A 19872-nucleotide genomic window follows, 5' to 3' on the forward strand; every position below is an offset into this window, starting at 1 on the left:
GCGGATGAAGCCGCAAAGGAGTTGCGATGACGGTTCAGGGACTTTTTTCGGCGAGAGCCAATGCGGCGGCGCAGATATCAGCCGTACCGCGCATTGCGATCGTCGGGCGCGGCTTTTCCGGCATGATGACAGCCATCGCGCTGATGAAGACGGTGCGCGCGCCCTTCCACCTGCAGCTGTTCGATCCGAATTCGTCGGTCAGCGGTGGGCAGGCGCTGGCGTCAGCCCGCTCCTCGACGATCCTCAACACCCGTGTGCGCGATCTCTCGGTTTCGGTCGGCGACAATGACGATTTCAACGACTGGCTCTGCAGCAACGCTGCCTTCCGCGCCGCTGTGCCGGCCGCCATCCCCGGATTCCGGCAGATCTTCGTGCCGAAGGAAATCTTCAGCGATTATGTTTACCAGCGCTTTTCGGAAGCGCTGGCCGCGCGCAGGGACATCACCGTCCAGGTCTGCAACGATCCGGTCGTGGCGATCCGCAGGAGCCACGGCAACCGCTTCCTGCTCGAAAGCGCCAATCCCGCCAATCCGCTGTTCGATACCGTGATCCTCGCCACCGGTTACGGCCTGTCTGCGCCGGATGCCGGCGAGCAGGACGCTTCGCCGGTCAGGGCCCAGCGCCTCGTCGCGCGGCCGCATGCGGTCTTGCTCGGCAGCGGCATCCGTGTCGTTGACCAGCTGCTGCAGCTGCGCGATTCGGGTTATGCCGGTCAGGTGACGATCATTTCCCGGCGCGGCTTTCTGCCGCAGAGCCATACGCCGAATTCCGCCGACCCGGTCTTCCCGGCCGAAGCGCTACCGCAGAGCCTGCCGGAGATCGTGCACTTCATCCGTCAAGCTTGTCGCGAGGCGGAGGAAGCGGGGCGAAGCTGGCAATCGGTGATGAACGGCCTGAGGAAACATGCCCGCTCGCTTTGGCGTTCGCTGCCGGCTCGCGACAAGCATCAGTTCAACCGCCACCTCAGGGCAATCTACGACAGCCATCGCAACCGCCTGCCGGAAGCCATGCACCTGCGGTTGAAACGCGAGCTTGCCGAAGGACGCACGGTGCTGCGCCGTGGTCGCGCCGGGCGCCGGGGTCTGAGCGGCCTGTTCTTCACGCCGGCCGGTTCCGCTGCCGAGGAAGTCATCCATGCCGAGCGCATCATTGATTGCCGTTGTCAGGCGCCGGATCTTTCAGCGCCCTTGATGCAGAGCCTGCTTTCCGCTGGCCTGGCCCAGCCGGACGAGCTCTCGCTGGGGCTCGCGGTCAATGCGCGCGGCGAGCCCTTCCTCGAGGATGGTTCGACGGTCGCCGGGCTCTTTGCCGTCGGCCCGCTCGGCCTTGGCAGTCTGCCGGATATCGATCTCGTGCCGGAGATCGTCTCACAGGCCTATGCCGCTGCCGAGCGTGTCGGCGAGAGGTTCTACCCGCAGGTCAAGGCCGTCTGAAATTCGGGCTGCCTCGGAACCATCCGCCCCCTGCTGCGTTATAAAGCGCTGGTGACTCCGAGGGGCCGATGGAAGTGCTGAATCGACATGATACGTCTCTTGACGAAGAGGGACGATTTCGGCTTCTGGTCGATGCCATCACCGACTACGCCATCTATATGCTCAGCCCCGAAGGCATTATCACCAGCTGGAATACCGGCGCTCAGCGCTTCAAAGGTTACAAGCCTTCCGAAATTCTCGGTGAGCATTTTTCCCGTTTTTATCTGGAAGAGGACCGCGCCGCAGGAATTCCGGCGCGCGCGCTCGCCACGGCGGCGGAGCACGGCCGGTTCGAGGGGGAAGGCTGGCGACAGCGCAAGGATGGAACCCGCTTTTGGGCGCATGTGATCATCGATCCGATCCGTCGTCCCTCCGGCGAGCTCATCGGCTATGCCAAGATCACTCGTGACCTGACCGAACGCAGAGCAGCTGAACAGACGATCCGCCAGAGCGAGGAACAGTTCCGCCGGCTGGTCCAGGGCGTTTCGGACTATGCCATCTACATGCTCGATCCCAACGGCAATGTCAGCAGCTGGAATTTCGGTGCCGAGCGTATCAAGGGCTATCGACCGCAAGAAATCATCGGCCGGCATTTCTCGACCTTCTATACCCCCGAGGACCGCGCTGCCGGCTTGCCGGAAACCGCGCTCAGCCTCGCCCGCGCCGAGGGCCGGTTCGAGCGGGAAGGCTGGCGCGTGCGCAAGGACGGCAGCCGCTTTTGGGCCAGCGTCGTCATCGACGTCATCCGCGACGATGACGGCGATGTGCTCGGTTTCGCGAAGATCACTCGCGATATTACCGAGAAGATGGAGACCCAGCGCGCACTGGAGCAGGCGCGCGAAGAGCTCTTCCAGTCGCAGAAGATGGAGGCAATCGGTCAATTGACCGGCGGTATCGCCCATGATTTCAACAATCTGCTGATGGCTGTGCTCGGCAGTCTTGAAATCCTGAAGAAACGCATGCCGCAGGATCTCTCACTGACATCGCTGGTTGATAATGCCATGCAGGGTGCCCAGCGCGGCGCCGCATTGACGCAGCGCATGCTGGCCTTTTCCCGCCGGCAGGAACTGCACGTGGAACCGATCGACGTCTCCGGACTGGTCCGTGGCATGATGGATATGCTGAGCCGTTCGCTCGGCCCTCTCACTGTGATCGAGACCTCTTTCCCTGTCAGGCTGCCAACGATCCTCACCGATCCGAACCAGTTGGAGATGGCGATCCTAAATCTCGTCGTCAATGCCCGCGATGCCATGCCGTCCGGCGGACGGATCGTGCTTCGCGCCTCCGAGGAATCGCTGCTGTCAGGTAAGGGCCCGCTGTCGGCCGGCCGCTATGTCCGTATCGCGGTGATCGACGAAGGCGAGGGCATGGATGCAAAGACGCTGCAGCAGGCCATCACGCCGTTCTTCACCACCAAGGGTGTCGGCAAAGGCACCGGTCTCGGCCTTTCCATGGTGCAGGGCCTTGCGTCCCAGTCCGGTGGGCGCCTCGTGATGAAAAGCAGCCTCGGCGAAGGCACGACGGCCGAATTGTGGTTCCCGGTCGCCGTTGTCGAGCAGGTGACCGAGGCTGCTGCCGAGCGGCCGCTGCAGGAAAAAAATGCTGCGCGCCGGCTGCGCATCGTCGCGGTCGATGACGATGGTCTGGTCCTGATGAATACGACGCTGATGCTGGAGGATCTCGGCCATACCGTGTTCGAGGCGATGGCGGGTCCCGAGGCGCTCGACATCCTGCGCAAGCAGCAGGTCGACCTGGTGATTTGCGACCATGCCATGCCGCGCATGACGGGGGCACAGCTCGCCGAGGCGATCCGCAACGAATGGCCTGATATGCCGATCATCCTCGCAACCGGTTACGCCGAGATTCCCGAAGGGGCCGGCATCGTCGACCTGCCTCGTCTCGGCAAACCCTTCTCGCAAGCGCAACTCGCCGAGGCGATCAGCCGGATTGCTTCATAAGGGTGATCACTGCTGCATTATGCGGTGGCCCTCTCGCCGCGAAGAATGAACACCAGCAATGCCAGCACCATCGCCGCCAGCCCGTACCAGGTGATCGCGTAGACGAGATGGTTGTTGGGGAAATCGATCACCGTCAGGCCGCCGACGGGCAGGCCGCCCGGATTGGCAGTGGCATCGGCGTCGATGAAGTAGGGCGCGATCGTACCAATGCCGCGCTTTTCAGCGATCGCTGCGACATCGCGCGAATACCAGCGGTCGGCCGCGACGGCGTTCGATTGCAGCAGCGATCCCTTCGGCTCGGTCATCCGCATCAACCCGGTGATCTCGACCGGGCCCGACACTTCGCCCTCGCGGCGCGAGGCCGGGTCGCGCCTGTCGGTCGGCACGAATCCGCGATTGACGAGGATCGATGAACCGTCGGCAAACGTCAGCGGCGTCATCACCCAATAACCCGGACCGAGCGCGGTCGAGGCATAGACCAGCGTTTCCTTGTCGTTCGCCAGCGTCCCGGACACGGTCACCCGCCGATATTCGTCATCAGCGGCATTGACCTTGTCCCAGTCGGGACGTGCCGGGGCTGGCACGGGTGCCGCATGCACACGCTGGTCGACGCGGACGATCAGATCGCGTTTCCAGGCCAGGCGCTCAACCTGCCAGGTGCCGAGTGCCGCGAGTGCCGCGGCAAGCAGCATCAGGCAAACGGCGAAGATCGCGCGTTTTGCCCGATAACGCCGTCTATCCGATTTTTCCGACGGAGCCTGCGGGTGCCGCTGCCGCCGCCCCTTCGTCACCGTCACGGCATGTTCTTCATCATCTCGGGGCTCATGGGCATCATATTGGTATTGAGATGATGCATGACCCAGAGGGATCCGGAGAGCGCGATGGCGACGATGATGAGGGTGAAGATCAGCGCCATGATCGTCCAGCCACCCTCGCTCCTGGTATTCATGTGCAGGAAGAAGACCATATGGACGACGATCTGGATCGCGCCGAGACCCATCACCAGCACCGCCGTCACCGCCGGGCTGGCGAACACGCCTGACATGACCAGCCAGAAGGGAATGGCGGTCAGGATGACGGAAAGCACGAAGCCCGTCATATAGCTGCGGAACGTGCCGTGGCCGGCCTGATGGCCGTGGCTGTGGCCGTGATGAGCCTCGTGGGCGTCCTCATGTGCAGGTGCTTGCGAACTCATCCGAGAACTCCCAACAGGTAGACGAAGGAAAATACGCCGATCCAGACGACGTCGAGGAAGTGCCAGAACATCGAAAGGCACATCAGGCGGCGGCGGTTGGCCTCGATCAGCCCGTGCATCGACACCTGTACCATCAGCGTGATCAGCCAGATGATGCCGAAGGTGACGTGCAGCCCGTGCGTGCCGACCAGGGTGAAGAAGGAGGAGAGGAAGGCGCTGCGCGTCGGCCCGGCGCCTTCATGGATCAGGTGGATGAACTCGTAGAGCTCAAGCCCGATGAAAGTTGCGCCGAACAGGCCGGTCACAGCAAGCCAGAACAGCGTTTCCGCCTTCGCGTTCCGCTCCATCTGCAGCATCGCGAAGCCGTAGGTGATCGACGAGAACAGCAGCATCGAGGTGTTGAGGGCAACGATCGGAAGATCGAAGAGATCGGCCGGCGACGGGCCGGCGGCATAGTTGCGGCCGAGCACGCCGTGGGTCGCAAACAGCACGGCGAAGATCAGGCAGTCGCTCATCAGGTAGAGCCAGAAGCCGAGATTGGTGCTGTTTTCCGGATGGTGGTCTTCCGTCAGGTAGAATTCAGGCTTTTCGGCCGTGTCGATGGTCTGATCGCTCATGGTCATCACACCTGCTCGGCAAGCAGCGCGGTGCGCTTGCCTTCCGTTTCGGTTACCTCTTCGGCGAGGATGTAGAAGTCGCGTCGGTAATTGAAGGTATGGCCGATGGCGACGACAAGCATGGCGACGAAGGAGACGACCACCAGCCACCACATGTACCAGATCAGGCCGAAGGCGAGTGCGACACTGATGCCCGACAAGATCGCGCCGGTGCCGGTATTCTTCGGCATGTGGATCGGCCGGAAGCCTTCCAGCGGACGCGCATAACCGCGGTTCTTCATGTCGTACCAGCCGTCATGATCGTGCACGACAGGCGTCAAGGCGAAGTTGTATTCCGGCGGTGGCGAGGAGGTCGACCATTCCAGCGTGCGGCCATCCCAGGGATCGCCGCTGTCATCGCGCAATTCCTCGCGTTTCATGAAGCTGACGACGATCTGGATCAGGAAGGCGGCAATGCCAAGCGCAATCAGGCCGACGCCGAAAGCGGCGATGATGAACCAGATCTGTATCGACGGATCCTCGAACTGGCTCATGCGGCGGGTGACGCCCATCAGGCCCAGCACGTAGAGCGGCATGAAGGCGAACCAGAAGCCGATCTGCCAGAACCAGAAGCTCATCTTGCCCCAGAAGGGATCGAGCTTGAATCCGAAGGCCTTCGGGAACCAGTAGTTCACGCCGGCGAACATGCCGAAGAGAACGCCGCCGATGATGACGTTGTGGAAGTGGGCGATGAGGAACAGCGAATTGTGCAGCACGAAGTCGGCCGGCGGCACGGCAAGCATGACACCGGTCATGCCGCCGATGACGAAGGTCACCATGAAGCCGACCGTCCACAGCATCGGCACCTCATAGCGGATGCGGCCGCGATACATGGTGAAGAGCCAGTTGAACATCTTCGCCCCCGTCGGGATCGAGATGATCATCGTGGTGATGCCGAAGAAGGAGTTGACGCTGGCGCCCGAGCCCATCGTGAAGAAGTGGTGCAGCCAGACGATGTAGGACAGGATCATGATCACGCAGGTCGCGTAGACCATCGAGGCGTAGCCGAACAGGCGCTTGCCGGAGAAGGTGGCGACGACTTCCGAGAAGATGCCGAAGGCCGGCAGCACGAGGATGTAGACCTCCGGATGACCCCAGATCCAGATGAGGTTGATGTACATCATCGGATTGCCGCCGAGGTCGTTGGTAAAGAAGTTCGTTCCCGCATAGCGGTCGAGCGACAGAAGGGCGAGCGTTGCCGTCAGGATCGGGAAGGAGGCGACGATCAGCACGTTGGTGCAAAGTGCCGTCCAGGTGAAGACCGGCATCTTCATGAAGGTCATGCCCGGCGCACGCATCTTGACGATGGTGGCGATCAGGTTGATGCCCGAAAGCGTCGTTCCGACGCCGGCCACCTGCAGGCCCCAGATATAATAGTCGACGCCGACCCCCGGACTATAGGCAGCGCCCGACAGCGGCGGGTAGGCGAGCCAGCCGGTCTGGGCGAATTCACCGATGAACAGCGACAGCATGATGATGATCGCGCCGGCGGTGGTCATCCAGAAAGAGAAGTTGTTGAGGAAGGGGAAGGAGACGTCGCGCGCGCCGATCTGCAGCGGCACCACGAAGTTCATCAGACCGGTGACGAAGGGCATCGCCACGAAGAAGATCATGATGACGCCGTGGGCGGTGAAGACCTGGTCGTAATGGTGCGGCGGCAGATAGCCCTCCGAACCGTTGAAGGCGATCGCCTGCTGGATGCGCATCAGGATCGCGTCGGAGAAGCCGCGCAGCAGCATGATGACGGCGAGGATCACATACATGATGCCGATCTTCTTGTGATCGACGCTGCAGATCCAGTCGCGCCAGAGCGGACCCCAGAACTTGAAATAGGTGATGATGCCGAGCACCGCGAGGGCGCCAATGACGACGCCGATGAAGGTCACGACCAGGATCGGCTCGTGATAGGGGATGGCATCGAGGGTCAACCGGCCGAAGACGAACTTCAGGAGGTCAGGATTGGAAAACATGGAACAACCCGTTCATTATGTCTTGCGACGCAAAGCGCCAGGTTAATTGTTGTTGTTGAGCTGCGCCGGCGCCGGATCGGCGCCATTGCTCATGCCGGGCATGGAATGACCCTCATGCTGCATGTCCATTCCGGGCGTGCTAGGCATGCCGGGCATGTCGTGCTGCATGCTGTTGCCGTCGGTGCGCTCGGCGGGCTCGCTTCGGGCCGGAGCCCCTGTCGCCGGCACGGTGGCGGCGGGCGCCACGATGCCTTCGTCGGCATGACGGTTGTCATATTGCAGCTTCTCGCGGTTCTCGGCACTTTCCTTGCCGCCGCCGCCCATCATGTCGATGTGCATCATCTCGTTCATGCACATCTTGCCCGGTGTGGCGCACATGTTCAGGATCGCGTTGTAGAGGTCGGCATCGGCTCCGGCATAATAACGCACCGGTTCCTTCTCGCTCGGCTTCTCGAGCTTCAGATAGGCGTCGCGGTTGAGCATCGTGCCCTGCTGCTTGACCTGCGCCACCCAGGCGTCAAACCCCTCTTGGGTCAGGCCGTGGAATTTGAAGCGCATGTGAGAGAAGCCTGCACCGCTATAATTGGCGGAGAAGCCCTCATACTCGCCTTCTTTGTTGATGACGGCATGCAGCTTCGTCTCCATGCCGGGCATGGCATAGATCTGGCCGGCAAGGGCAGGGATGTAGAAGGAGTTCATCACAGAGGAGGCGGTGATCTTGAAATTGATCGGCATGTCCACCGGGGCAGCGAGTTCGTTGACTGTGGCAATGCCGAGTTCGGGATAGAAGAACAGCCACTTCCAATCGAGCGCCACGACCTCGACGTTCAACGGCTTGGTATCGGCCGGAATGGCGCGCTCCGCATCGAGGCGGTCGAGCGGGCGGTAGGGATCGAGCTTATGCGTGGAAATCCAGGTGACGGCGCCGAGCGCGATGATGATCGCCAGCGGTGCTGCCCAGATCACGATTTCGAGGCGGGTCGAATGGTGCCATTCCGGCGCGTAGGTGGCGGCCGTATTGGAGCGGCGGTAGCGCCAGGCGAAGTACAGCGTCAGGAAGATCACCGGTATGATGATCAACAACATCAGCACCGTCGAGATGACGATGAGATCACGCTGTTGCACGGCGATGTCGCCGGAGGGCGCCATGACCACCATGTTGCATCCTGCCAGGAAAAGCAGCGGCAAGACGGATAGAAGGCGGGAAAACTTCACGAGTTTTGGCACGTCTCTAAGCTCTTGTTGTTTCGTTTGTTCCGCGACTAACGCACTGGACCTGATAGCGACATGAGGTGTTTGGTCGCAGTGCAGCAATCATGCCGCACTGCGGCACAAATCATGTTGCACTACAGCTTTGAAATCCTGATGAAATCAAGAAAGATTTTTCGCGAGCGCATGTTCCAACCAATATATCCGTAAGAACCGGCCATGCCAGCGTTCCCATCCGAAAATCGCCGCCCGGATCACGCTATTTTTTCCGTCCACGCCTCATTTTGAGCCGCCATGATGAACTATTTACGCCTTACGGACTTGATAAGCCTGCAGGTTTGATCAAGATCAGGCTGAGGCGCCTTGCCGAAAGCGCTTCAACGAGGGAGGCGTTTTATGGCTACAACATCGCATTACGGACCGTCATCGTCGTCGCTGGAACGCGACGCGCGGCGCATTCACGACGACAAGCCGGTTTCGCCGGGCAGCATCGCCATCGGCGTGGTGATCGGCCGCATGTCGGAATTCTTCGATTTCTTCGTTTACGGCCTCGCCTCGGTCCTGGTCTTTCCACAGCTGATTTTCCCCTTCGCGCCGGATAGGCTGACGGGAACGCTCTATTCCTTCGCCATCTTCTCGCTGGCCTTCCTGGCCCGCCCCGTCGGCTCCGTCGTCTTCATGACGATCGACCGGCTGTACGGCCGTGGCACCAAGCTGACGATCGCGCTTTTCCTGCTCGGCGGCTCCACGGCCTCGATCGCCTTCCTGCCGGGTTACAACGAGATTGGCGTCTGGTCGATCGCCTTGCTGGCGCTCTTCCGTCTCGGCCAGGGCTTCGCGCTCGGCGGCGCCTGGGATGGCCTTGCCTCGCTGCTCGCGCTCAATGCGCCGGCCAAGCACCGCGGCTGGTATGCGATGATCCCGCAGCTCGGCGCGCCGATCGGTTTTGCGCTGGCCAGCACCCTCTTCGGTTATTTCGTCGCCAATCTTTCCAGTGAGGATTTCCTCTCCTGGGGCTGGCGTTATCCCTTCTTCGTCGCCTTCGCCATCAATGTGGTGGCGCTGTTTGCGCGCCTGCGCCTGGTCATGACCAAGGAATTCGGGACGCTGCTGGAACAGCACGAGCTCGAGGCGGCACCGATCCTCGACGTGCTGCGCGTCCACGGCCGCGACATCCTGATCGGCGCCTTCGTGCCGCTGGCGAGCTTTGCCATGTTCCACCTCGTCACCATCTTCCCGCTCGGCTGGATGAGCCTTTATGGCAACCAGCCGATCGGCGCGTTCATGGTGGTGCAGGTGATCGGCGCTGCGGTCGGCATCCTCACGATCATCGCGTCTGGCCTGATCGCCGACCGTATCGGCCGGCGCGCCCAGCTTGCCATCTGCGCCGTCATCATCGCCGTCTTCAGCTTTATCGGGCCGAGCCTGATCGCATCCGGCAACAGCGGCCATGACGCTTTCGTCATCATCGGCTTCGGCGTGCTCGGTCTTTCCTTCGGCCAGGCGACCGGCTCGATCTCGTCCCGCTTCGGCCGCGGCTACCGCTATACGGGTGCAGCCTTCACCTCGGATTTGGCCTGGCTGATCGGCGCGGGTTTTGCGCCACTGGTGGCGCTCAGCCTTTCCAGCCGCTTCGGCCTGACATTCGTTGGCTATTACCTGCTTTCCGGCGCCATCTGCACGCTTGCAGCACTTGCCTTCAGCAGGGCGCTGGAGCAGCGCGAATAGACGGACTTGAACATACGGGCCTGCATGGGAAACCATGCAGGCTTTTGTTTTTCGGACCGCCGACATTCTGGTCGGCGATAAACTGAATTGCTTTCTTGCGATCTGAACAAGCTTTCGCACGGCTGCGATAAGCCAGCTTGATGAGATCGAGCGTCAGACCGATTTGCGAATCTATCAGCCGGAGATCGGCCGGCCAGGACGAATTGGTGGAACGCGCCAACTGGTCATTTCACGATCTTTTATCGTGATCTATCGTGTTAGCCAGAAAATCGAACAGGTGGAAATTTCGCGCCTCGTCCACGGCACGCAGAAATGGCCACCGAAATCTTGATTTGAAACCCTACTGCGCCATCTGCGGCTGTTTCGCCGCCCGGGCCGCGGTCAGCTCCGCCGTGGTGTGGTTCAGGCGGTCGGCCAGCACTCGCATGATTTCCACGGCCATTTCCGGGAAGTCGCTGAGCAGCTTCAGGAAGTGCTCCTTGCTGATGCGCAGCACTTCGAGCGGCGAGGTGGCGCGCACCGTTGCCGTGCGCGAGACATCGCAGAGAATGGCGATTTCGCCGACGATCGAATTGGGTTCGACATCGGCGACCTTGATCTCGCCGGCCGGCGAGGAGACAACGATATCGGCGGTACCCGAGAGGATGACATAGGCGGCATCACCGACATCGCCCTGATGGAAGAGATCCTGTCCGGCCTTGTAGGTCATGCGATCGGAGGTAAAGGCCAAAAGCTTGAGCTTTGCTGGCGCGATCCTTGAAAAGATCGGCACCCGTCGCAGCATTTCGACTTCGTCTCTCAACAGCATGAGCGTTTCAATCCCCTGACGCAGGGTCCACAGGACCAGGCATCTTCAAACTCCGAGGCGTTCCCCCTCGGGAACACCCACCATCGCCGCCCCTATAGAATATTACGATAACAGTTCCTTGAACATCCCGTTTTTCTCGGAAAGTTCCGGATAGTTTCCAGCCTCCGCCAATCCGCCGCGATCGAAGAGCAGGATCCGGTCGAACTTCTCCGCCAGCCGGGCATTAGAAAGCACCCAGATGATCGCCGGCCGATGGCCTTCTTCGTGCAGGCCTTCGATGATGTTGCGGGTGATCTGATCCTGAACCCGCTGGTCGAGCGCCGACAGCGGCCGGTTGAAGATGAAATAGTCCGAGCGCTTCAACAGCGCGCGGGCCAGGTTCAGCTTCTGCCGCTGCACCATGGTCAGTCGCTTGCCACCGGAGCCGACGTCGAATTCGAGACCGATCGACAGCACGTCGTCATAAAGGTCAAGCGCATCGAAGAGTTCGCCCATGATGCCGCGGATGCGGTCGGAGGCGTCGGCTTGCTGATAGGCGATACGACCGAAGAGCACATTGTCCATCAGGCTTGCCGACGGGGTGAAACGCTCGGCATCGTAGCGCTCGATCAGCTCGGCGAGATCGGCCGGAATATGCTCGTGGAACTGCTTGCGGGCGTTGACGATCTTGTCCATGAGCTCGTTCGTCAGCAAGCCGAAGCGATGGCGCGGCTCGATATAGGCAAAACTCAGCCGGATGATGGCCGAACGTTCCTCAGGCGTGGCGTCCTCGAAGCGGCGGCTTTGCAGCTTCTGCAGCAGCGCCTGGTAGGTCGGAATGTCGTCCGCCGTCATGAAGGTCAGCTGCTGGAAGAAAGGATGGTCCGGCGGCAGGTCGTGGAAGAGTTCCACCGCGTTCTCGGCGATCTCGAGGCCCATGGCGTAGAGATCCGTGCTGAGGCCGGTTTCACGGAAGAGCTCCTGGAAATAGGGATGCGCGGCAAGCCTCCGATTGGTCATCAAAGGCCGCTTCATCGTGCCGAAGAGCAAATTCTCGCCAACCGTCGCCTGGGCGTTGTAGGCGTCGAAATCGAAAGGCACGACGATCGTGTCGAGCCCCTCGTCGCGCAGCCGGTCGCGCAGCGAGGCGCGGAGCGCCACGACGTGGTTGCTGACTGCCACATGCACATCGGTATTGACGGTCGAGCGCAGCGCCAGATCGAGGATGTCCTGTGAGATGAGGACGGCGTCGAGCACCGGGCGGATCGCTTTCAGCAGGTCCTCGGGCCCGCTGGCGCCGGCGGCCTTGTAGTCCACCCAGTCGCTGTTGAGGTCGAGCGTCGGATTGCCGGCCTTCTCTGCCTCGGCGGAATGCCATTTGTACTCCAGCGCTTCCCGCTCGTCGTAAACGGGATCGGTCATCGGCGCATGTTTGAGGCCGTAGAGCAGATTGCTGGCCAGCGTGCCGTGGAAGAAGAAGGTGTCGGCCGAGGCATAGGAGATCCGCCGGCCGGTAATCGATTCCGGCAGGTCCAGGAGATCGCGCCCGTCGATGGTGATGCGGCCGGAGTCCGGCCAGACCATGCGGCCGAGCGCTTCGGCGAAGGCTTCCGCGCCGCTGCCGTTCGGCCCGACGATCGCCACCGTCTCGTTCGGCTTGATCTCGACGGAGACGTGATCGACGAGGCGGGCGCCGCTGTCGTCGGAGAGCGACAGATTGGTGACGACGAGCGCGCTCGTCAGCGCCCCGACCGGGGCAATCGCGAGTTCCTGGATACGGCTGTCGATTAGCGGCTCGACATTGAACTGCTCGTAGACCTGCTGGTACTTCACCTGCACGTCCTGGCGCATCTGGTCCCAGTCGATCAGTTCCTTCAGCGGCCCGGGCAGGTCCTTGTAGGCTGATATGACGGCGACGAGCTGGCCGATGTCGAGCCGGCCCTGCAGCGCCAGGTAGCCGCCGATCGCGTAAAACAGGAACGGCGTGACCTGGGCGAGGAAGTTGTTGATGAATTTCACCAGGAACTTCCACTGGTAAAGATCGTAGCGGATCGAGAAGATCCGGCCGAGCCGCGAGGCGATGTCGGCGCGTTCGAGGTTCGATGTGTCGTTGCCGTGGATCGTGCCGATGCCGTCGACGATTTCGCCAACGCGGCCGGAGAGCTCGCGCGCCGTCAGCTGCCGCTGGCGGCCGAGGTCCAGCAGGCGCTTGCGCATGCGGGGAATGACGACCGCCTGTACGCCGACGATGCCGGCGGCGATCATTCCGAGCCAGAAATTCTGCACGATGATGAAGGCGAGCGCCGTGATCGCCTGGCCGCCAAGAAGGGCAGGGGAGACGAAGGCATCGCCGGTGAAGCCGCCCATCGGCTCCACCTCGTCCTTGATCATGGTGGCGATTTCGGCCGATTTTACCCGCTTGAAGTGGATGGGCGGAAAACGCAGCACCCGGTCGATCAGCTCGAAGCGGATACGGCGCAGCATGCGCTCGCCGAGCCGGCCTTTATAGGTGTTGATGTAGAACTTGAAGAGGCCGTTCAGCACCACCAGCGCCAGAAACACCAGGCTGAGGGCCATCAACATCTGGAAACGATTGAGCTGCAACCCTTGGAAGAATTCGACATGGCCGATCAGCGGGATGTCATAGGCAATATGCATGAAGGTCTGCCTTGCGCCCGGACCTTCGAAGCCGTCACCCTGAATCGGTCCGTTGACGATCTGCTTCGGCAGGTCGAAGGACAGGAAGTAGGGCACCATCGAGGCGGCGACGACAGCCAGAATCCACAGCTGCTGCAGCCGCGTGTTCTTCCAGATGTAGCGGGCGAGGCTTTTTTCCATGGCTAACCGTCAGCTTGCTGGGAAATTCCGGGGGCGCGATCCGGGCGCCGGGACGGGGAGGAATTTTGAGAACAGGACCATGCAGCCGGACCGCCGATATCGCAATGAAAACAAGGCGAAGCGACCGGCTGCAGAAATGCCGATTCTCGCCGGAACTCTGCTTATATCACAGGAATTTTGGATTAGGCGAGGGATTCGGCAATCATGGAGCGAATGATGGCGGCGGTTTTCTCCGCTCCGGCGAGATCGAGCAAGACCGGCCCCCTTAGCTGTGCCGCGAGCGCCTTTTCGACGGCCTCCCTAACATGGCCCGACGTCAGTCCCTTTTCCGGCAGGATGTCGGCAAGGCCGAGCGCCTGCAGCCGTTCGGCGCGCACCGTCTGCTCGGTTTCGCCGTCGGCGACGAAGGGGATGAGGATCGCCCGGCACTCGGTGCGCAAGAGATCGCCGACCGTATTGTAGCCTGCCTGCGAAATCGACACTTTCGCGCCGCGCAGCAGAGAGGGAAAATCCTTGCGGAAGCGCACCAGCGTCACATTCGGGGCGGCATCCTCAGACAGCGCGGCGAAATCGGCCTCCGGCAGGTTCGGGCCTGATATCAGCAGCCAGCGAAGATCGGCGGGTAGCAGCGCTGCTGCCTCTTTGGCCGCGCCGATCAGTGCAGCACCGACCGCGCCGCCGCCCGCCGATGCGATGATGTCGAATGTCTCGGTCGGTTCCGGCGCCGGCGGTGGTGCGACGAGGCCGGTATAACGCAGCCTGTCGGCGATCTCGGATGTCAGCGGGAAGGTGTCCTCGAGCCTGATGAAATCGGGATCGCCGTGGACGAGCACGGCATCGAAATGATCCTTGACCAGCTTGGCGGTCTCCGCGTCGCGGCCTGCCTTGCGGTTTTCCTGCAGGATGTCGCGCACCGAGCTTAGGAGTTTCGGCCGAGGTTCGGCCTTTTCGATCGCCTCGAGCAAGGGCAAGAGTTCGAAGCGCATCTGTCGCCGGCCGAAGGGGAAGGCTTCGATGATGACGACATCGGGCCTGGCGGCATGGAAGGCATCGAGAAGCAGCGCGCGGCGGGCATTGAGGAAATCCTCGCCCGCTGGCCGGCCATTTGCATCGGCGAGGCCGGAAAAACCGGCATTGCTGGCAACGACCGCCGGCAAGGCCACGGTCTTTATACCCTCGCCCGGAAAGCCCGGCACAGGCAGGCCGCCGGTCACGACAGTCACGTCAAAACCGTCTTCGACAAGCGCATTGGCGATGCGGCTGGCGCGGGCTATGTGGCCGATGCCAAGCAGATGCTGGACATAGAAGAAAATACGCGCTGCCGTCATGACGCCTTCTGCCATTCGGCCTCGAACAGGCCGGTGAGCTGTCTGATGCTGGAGTGATAGTCGAAATGTTCGCGCACCTGGTTTTCGGCTGCGTCGCCGAGACGCTTGCGCAGTGCTGGGTCGCGGATTGCCGCCTCCAGCGCTCTGGCCAGCAGCGCCGGGTCCTCCGGCGGCACGACGAGGCCGTTTTCACCGTTCTTCAGGAGCTCAGGCACCCCGGATACTTCGGTCGAGAGGCAGACGAGCCGCTGGCTCGATGCCTCGACCAGGACGTTCGGCAGGCCGTCGCGGTCGCCGTTGGCGGCGATGCGGCAGGCAAGTGCGAAGAGGTCGGCGCGGCGGTAATGATCGAGCACTTCTTCCTGTGCCATGGCGCCCTTCCAGACGATGCGAGGGGAAATGCCGAGTTCCGTAGCCAGCGCCTTCAGTTTCCCAAGCTCCTCGCCGCCGCCGATATGGTCCATGCGCCAGTTAAGATCGGCAGGCAGCAGTGCCAGCGCCCGCAGCAGCACGTCGTAACCCTTTTTCTCGACGGCGCGGCCGACGCTGAGGATGAAGGCCGGATCGTCGGGATCGCTCCCGGTCCGGTCCGAGCGCTCGCCGGCAAAATGGCCGAAACGGGCAAGATCGAGACCGTGGTAACTCAAGTGCACGGTCTCTTTGCGTGATGTCAGCGTCCGCATGTGTTCATAGCCCGTCCTGGTGCAGGTGACGGTCCAGCGGGCGCTGCCGAGTTTCTCGTTCAGCTCCCAATCGGGCGACGTCCAAATGTCCTTGGCGTGCGCCGAGCAGGTCCAGGGGGTGTCCGTGAGGATGCTCGCATATTCCGTCACCGAGGCCGGCGTGTGGATGAAATGGGCATGCAGCCATTCGCCCTCGTCCGGCCATTCACGCCCCAGCACCAGTGCCTGGCCGAGACGGCGGAAACGGTTGCGGGAGAGGTCGCGCTTGAGGTCGGCGAGGAAGCGTTTCATCAGCGTCTTGAAGCCGGGTTTGGAGAAACCGGCGGCCAGGCCTTTCAGCACGCGGATTGGCTCTTCGTGTAGATATTCCGGCAGATAGACGACACGCGCCCGGATCTCGTCATGCACGGGATGGCGCTTCTTGTCGGTCGGCCGGCGCATCGAAATCAGCGTGAGGTCGAAGCCGGCCTTTTCGAGGCCGAGCAGCTCCTGGGCGATGAAGGTTTCCGAAAGGCGGGGATAGCCTTTCAGCACGACGAGGATCTTGCGGCGTTGCGGCAAGGCTGTGCCCTATTCCGCGCCGACGAGGGAAAGGTGGCTGCCGCGGCCGTCGATCCACCGGCCGACGGTCTGCGAGATATGGTCCAGCCCTTCGAGACGCATATTGCCGCCGCTTTTCGACGGCGGCTGGCGGAAGGGCAGGCGCTTCAACGCTTCGGCCATGATAGTCGGATCGACCGACTGATCCGGCAGCAGCATGTCGACGAGGCCGAGCTCGCTTGCCCGCTGGGCGCGCAGCAGCTGTTCCTCGCGTGGCTTGACGCGCGGCACGATGAGGGCCGGCTTGTCGAAGGAGAGGATCTCGCAATAGGTATTGTAGCCGCCCATGGCGACGACGCCGGTGGCGCTGTCGATCAGCTCTTCCATGTGGTTGTCGAACTCGATGACCTCGATATAGGGGATCGCTTCTCCCTTCTGCACCAGCTTGGCCCGCTCGGCGGCCGGCATATAGGGGCCGAGCACGACGAGCGCCTTCTGCGTCAGCGTCGGGTCGGCCTCGTAGGCATTCATGACGTCGTGGACAAGATCGGAGCCGTCGCCGCCACCACCAGTCGTGACGAGGATGTAATTATCCTTGCGGGCGTTGATTGAGGTCTTTCCCCTGGAGACGCTGCGCTGCAGGAAGCCGACGAAATCCATCTTCCGGCGCAGGCTGGCCGGCACGTCGAGGCCGATCAGCGGATCGTAGAAATCCGGCGGACCATAGACCCAGACGCTGTCGTAATATTGGTCGATCTTCTGCATGATGCTGTTCTTCTTCCACTCGGCCTCGAGCAGATGCGGCGCGTCCATGATCTCGCGCAGGCCGAGCACCAGGACGGTACCGCGAGCCTTGAGATAAGCCAACGTATCCTCGACCTCGCCCTTCAGCCCCATCGGTTCCTTGTCGACGATGAAGATATCTGGCTGGAAGGTCTCGGCCGTGTGGCGAATGCTCGACTCGCGCATCTTCAGCGTCTCGTGCAGGTCGATATGGCTGGCAAGCGACGTATATTCGCCGTTGCGCAGCTTGATGACGCTCGGGATCTTCACGAAGTCGACGCGGGCGCGGTAGTCGAAGGCGCCGGCGATCGTGGCACCCGAAATGATCAGAATGTTGAGGCCGCGATAATCCTCCACCAGCGCATGGGCGATGGCGCGACAGCGGCGCAGATGGCCGAGACCGAAGGTGTCGTGGCTGTACATGAGGATGCGCGCATCTTCGAGACGTCTGGACATGGGCATCCCTTCTGGGGTGAGCGACATACTTAGTGCCCCCACCGTCGGGAGGCCAAGAGGAGGGGGCGGTGCCGTGACGTACCGCCGCATTTCCTGCTATTTGTAGGGATCTGCCGCATCACGCAAGCCGTCTCCCAGAAAGTTGAACGCCAAAATGACAAGAACAACAGGAATGATCGGATAGAGCAGCCATGGATAGAAGGCGATGACGCTGACGCTTTTTGCCTCGGTCAGCAGAATGCCCCAGCTGGTGATCGGCGGACGAAGGCCGAGGCCTAGGAAGGAGAGCGCGGTCTCTCCAAGGATCATGCCGGGGATGGAAATCGTCGCCGAAGCGATGAGATGCGACATGAAGCCCGGCACCAGATGTCGGCCGATGATGCGCGGCGTGCTGGCGCCCATCAGCTGTGCGGCCTGGACATAATCCTCCTCACGCAGCGCCAGGAGTTTGGAGCGCACGGCACGCGCCAGCCCCGTCCAGTCGATGATGCCGAGGATGACGGTGATGCCGAAATAGATGACGATCGGGCTCCACGTCACCGGCATGATGGCTGCCAGCGCCATCCAGAGCGGCAGGCTCGGCAGCGATTGCAGCACTTCGATCAGGCGCTGGACGATGAGATCGAAAATGCCGCCGCGATAACCGGCAAGGCCGCCGATGATGATGCCGAGCACGAAGCTGATCGAAATGCCGATCAGACCGATCGTCAGCGATATCCGCGCGCCGTAAAGGATGCGCGACAGCACGTCGCGGCCGAGCCGGTCGGTGCCGAGCAGGAACATCTGCCCGCCGATCGCCGGGCAGACAAGATGATAGTTCGAGGCGACAAAGCCCCAGAATTTATAGCCATCGCCGCGGCAGAAGAAACGAATCGGCTGCACGTCATTCTTCTTGTCGGTATAGACCCGGTGCAGCGTGTCGATATCGAGCGTCATGCTCCGGCCGTAGACGAAGGGACCGACGAAGCTGCCCTTGTCGAAGAAGTGGACGCGCTGCGGCGGTGCATGAATGAAATCGACATTGCGCGTGTGCAGGCCGTAGGGCGCCAGGAACTCGACGATCAGGATCATCAGGTAGACGGCGGCGAGAAAGATGCCGGAGATCAAGGCCAGCCTGTGCTGCTTGAACTTCCACCACATCAGCTGCTTTTGCGAGGCGAGATGGATGCGCGATTGCGCTGCCGTCATGCTTTCGGTCGCGTGCGGATCGAAAGGAGCGGTCGAGACGTAATGCGCAAGCGGCGCGCCGGGTGCGGGAAGGGGCGACATTATTTGGTGCTCCTGCCTTGCAGACGGATGCGGGGATCAAGGAAGCCGAGTGCGATGTCTGAGATCAGCACGCCGATGACATTGAGGAAGGCCAGGAACATCAGGAAGGAGCCGGCGAGATACATGTCCTGGCTCTGAAGTGCCTTGATGAGCATCGGCCCCGTCGTCTCCAGCGACAGCACGATCGCGACGATCTCGGCGCCCGAGATGATCGACGGAAGGATCGAGCCGATATCGGCGACGAAGAAGTTGAGCGCCATGCGCAGCGGGTATTTTAGCAGCGCCTTGAGGGGCGGCAGGCCCTTGGCGCGCGCGGTGACGACATATTGCTTCTGCATCTCGTCAAGCAGGTTGGCGCGCAGCCGCCGGATCATGCCGGCCGTGCCTGCCGTGCCGACGATGATGACCGGGATCCAGAGGTGAGAGAGGATCGATCGTGCCTTCTCCCAGCTCATCGGCGCCGAGATATATTGCTGGTCCATCAGGTGCCCGATCGAGATGCCGAACCAGATATTGGCGAAATACATCAGGATCAGAGCCAGCATGAAATTCGGAATGGCGATGCCCATCAGGCCGAGGAACGTCAGCCCGTAGTCACCCCAGCTGTATTGGTGCGTGGCCGAATAGATGCCGATCGGAAATGCGATCAGCCAGGTGAGCAGGATCGTCGTGAAGGAGACGAGCATCGTCAGCCAGAGGCGGTCGCCGACCACGTCGGAGACCGGCAGCTGATATTCGAAGGAGTACCCGAAGTCACCGTGCAGCATGCCGCCGACCCAGTAAAAATAGCGCACGATCTCCGGCTTGTCGAAGCCGTATTGCTGGCGCATCTCCTCGATTTCCTGAAGGTTGGCGGTCTCACCGGAGGCACGCAGCTCGGCGATCTGGCTCTCGAAGAAGTCGCCCGGCGGGAGCTCGATGATGGTGAAGACCAGCGCCGAAATGACGAAGAGCGTCGGCACCATGGCGGCGATGCGCCAGAGAATATATCTGAGCACGG

16 protein-coding genes are annotated in these 19872 nt (G+C 61.8%); 4 read left to right on the forward strand and 12 right to left on the reverse strand.

Going from position 1 to position 19872, the window contains the following annotated elements:
• The first annotated feature begins 26 nt into the window (after positions 1 to 26).
• Positions 27 to 1433: an FAD/NAD(P)-binding protein gene (locus tag ACD590_RS30125; RefSeq protein ID WP_210068318.1), complete on the forward strand. Its 1407-nt coding sequence runs from the start codon at positions 27 to 29 to the stop codon at positions 1431 to 1433.
• 68 nt (positions 1434 to 1501) lie between these two features.
• Entirely contained in the window at positions 1502 to 3430 is a 1929-nt protein-coding gene (locus ACD590_RS30130; protein WP_439004080.1) for a PAS domain S-box protein, read from the forward strand.
• 17 nt (positions 3431 to 3447) lie between these two features.
• Here ACD590_RS30130 and ACD590_RS30135 read toward each other — a convergent pair whose 3' ends face one another.
• From ACD590_RS30135 to cyoA, 5 genes are read right to left on the reverse strand one after another with little or no spacing between them, the layout of a single operon-like run.
• The gene (locus tag ACD590_RS30135) at positions 3448 to 4227 is read right to left on the reverse strand and encodes an SURF1 family protein (protein ID WP_439004081.1); all 780 of its coding nucleotides are present in this window, start codon (positions 4225 to 4227) and stop codon (positions 3448 to 3450) included.
• Positions 4224 to 4625, reverse strand: coding sequence for a cytochrome o ubiquinol oxidase subunit IV (cyoD, locus tag ACD590_RS30140; protein WP_210068126.1), 402 nt, complete (start codon positions 4623 to 4625; stop codon positions 4224 to 4226). Before cyoD ends, ACD590_RS30135 begins: the two co-directional genes overlap by 4 nt.
• Positions 4622 to 5242 carry a cytochrome o ubiquinol oxidase subunit III gene (gene cyoC / locus ACD590_RS30145; RefSeq protein ID WP_222313713.1) on the reverse strand — a complete coding sequence of 207 codons (621 nt, stop codon included), beginning with the start codon at positions 5240 to 5242 and terminating at the stop codon, positions 4622 to 4624. The genes cyoD and cyoC overlap by 4 nt, the downstream gene beginning before the upstream one ends.
• A gap of 5 nt (positions 5243 to 5247) precedes the next feature.
• Entirely contained in the window at positions 5248 to 7251 is a 2004-nt protein-coding gene (cyoB, locus tag ACD590_RS30150; protein ID WP_018448777.1) for a cytochrome o ubiquinol oxidase subunit I, read from the reverse strand.
• A 42-nt stretch (positions 7252 to 7293) separates the two neighbouring features.
• Complete coding sequence (cyoA, locus tag ACD590_RS30155; protein WP_026231044.1) at positions 7294 to 8478, reverse strand: ubiquinol oxidase subunit II; 1185 nt, start codon at positions 8476 to 8478, stop codon at positions 7294 to 7296.
• 378 nt (positions 8479 to 8856) lie between these two features.
• Here cyoA and ACD590_RS30160 point away from each other — a divergent pair, with 378 nt between their 5' ends.
• Together ACD590_RS30160 and ACD590_RS30165 are read left to right on the forward strand one after the other, a co-directional pair.
• Positions 8857 to 10188: an MFS transporter gene (locus tag ACD590_RS30160; RefSeq protein WP_210068128.1), complete on the forward strand. Its 1332-nt coding sequence runs from the start codon at positions 8857 to 8859 to the stop codon at positions 10186 to 10188.
• A 127-nt stretch (positions 10189 to 10315) separates the two neighbouring features.
• Positions 10316 to 10519 carry a type II toxin-antitoxin system RelE/ParE family toxin gene (locus ACD590_RS30165; RefSeq protein ID WP_439004237.1) on the forward strand — a complete coding sequence of 68 codons (204 nt, stop codon included), beginning with the start codon at positions 10316 to 10318 and terminating at the stop codon, positions 10517 to 10519.
• A 9-nt stretch (positions 10520 to 10528) separates the two neighbouring features.
• On the opposite strand, the gene ACD590_RS30170 is transcribed toward ACD590_RS30165, so the two are convergent.
• From ACD590_RS30170 to ACD590_RS30200, 7 genes are all read right to left on the reverse strand, one after another.
• Positions 10529 to 10996 carry a cyclic nucleotide-binding domain-containing protein gene (locus tag ACD590_RS30170; RefSeq protein ID WP_018246255.1) on the reverse strand — a complete coding sequence of 156 codons (468 nt, stop codon included), beginning with the start codon at positions 10994 to 10996 and terminating at the stop codon, positions 10529 to 10531.
• 102 nt (positions 10997 to 11098) lie between these two features.
• Entirely contained in the window at positions 11099 to 13813 is a 2715-nt protein-coding gene (locus ACD590_RS30175; RefSeq protein WP_113541688.1) for an ABC transporter ATP-binding protein, read from the reverse strand.
• A 182-nt stretch (positions 13814 to 13995) separates the two neighbouring features.
• Complete coding sequence (locus tag ACD590_RS30180) at positions 13996 to 15156, reverse strand: glycosyltransferase family protein (protein WP_182565729.1); 1161 nt, start codon at positions 15154 to 15156, stop codon at positions 13996 to 13998.
• The gene (locus ACD590_RS30185) at positions 15138 to 16385 is read right to left on the reverse strand and encodes a glycosyltransferase (RefSeq protein ID WP_439004082.1); all 1248 of its coding nucleotides are present in this window, start codon (positions 16383 to 16385) and stop codon (positions 15138 to 15140) included. Before ACD590_RS30185 ends, ACD590_RS30180 begins: the two co-directional genes overlap by 19 nt.
• A 9-nt stretch (positions 16386 to 16394) precedes the next feature.
• The gene (locus ACD590_RS30190) at positions 16395 to 17603 is read right to left on the reverse strand and encodes a glycosyltransferase family protein (RefSeq protein ID WP_018246259.1); all 1209 of its coding nucleotides are present in this window, start codon (positions 17601 to 17603) and stop codon (positions 16395 to 16397) included.
• Positions 17604 to 17699: 96 nt separating this feature from the next.
• Complete coding sequence (locus ACD590_RS30195) at positions 17700 to 18872, reverse strand: ABC transporter permease (protein ID WP_018246260.1); 1173 nt, start codon at positions 18870 to 18872, stop codon at positions 17700 to 17702.
• Entirely contained in the window at positions 18872 to 19870 is a 999-nt protein-coding gene (locus ACD590_RS30200; RefSeq protein ID WP_018246261.1) for an ABC transporter permease, read from the reverse strand. Before ACD590_RS30200 ends, ACD590_RS30195 begins: the two co-directional genes overlap by 1 nt.
• Between the last annotated feature and the right edge of the window lie 2 nt (positions 19871 to 19872).

The organism is Rhizobium sp. 862_C5_N1_2 (genome assembly GCF_051811205.1).
GTDB lineage: Bacteria > Pseudomonadota > Alphaproteobacteria > Rhizobiales > Rhizobiaceae > Rhizobium > Rhizobium leguminosarum.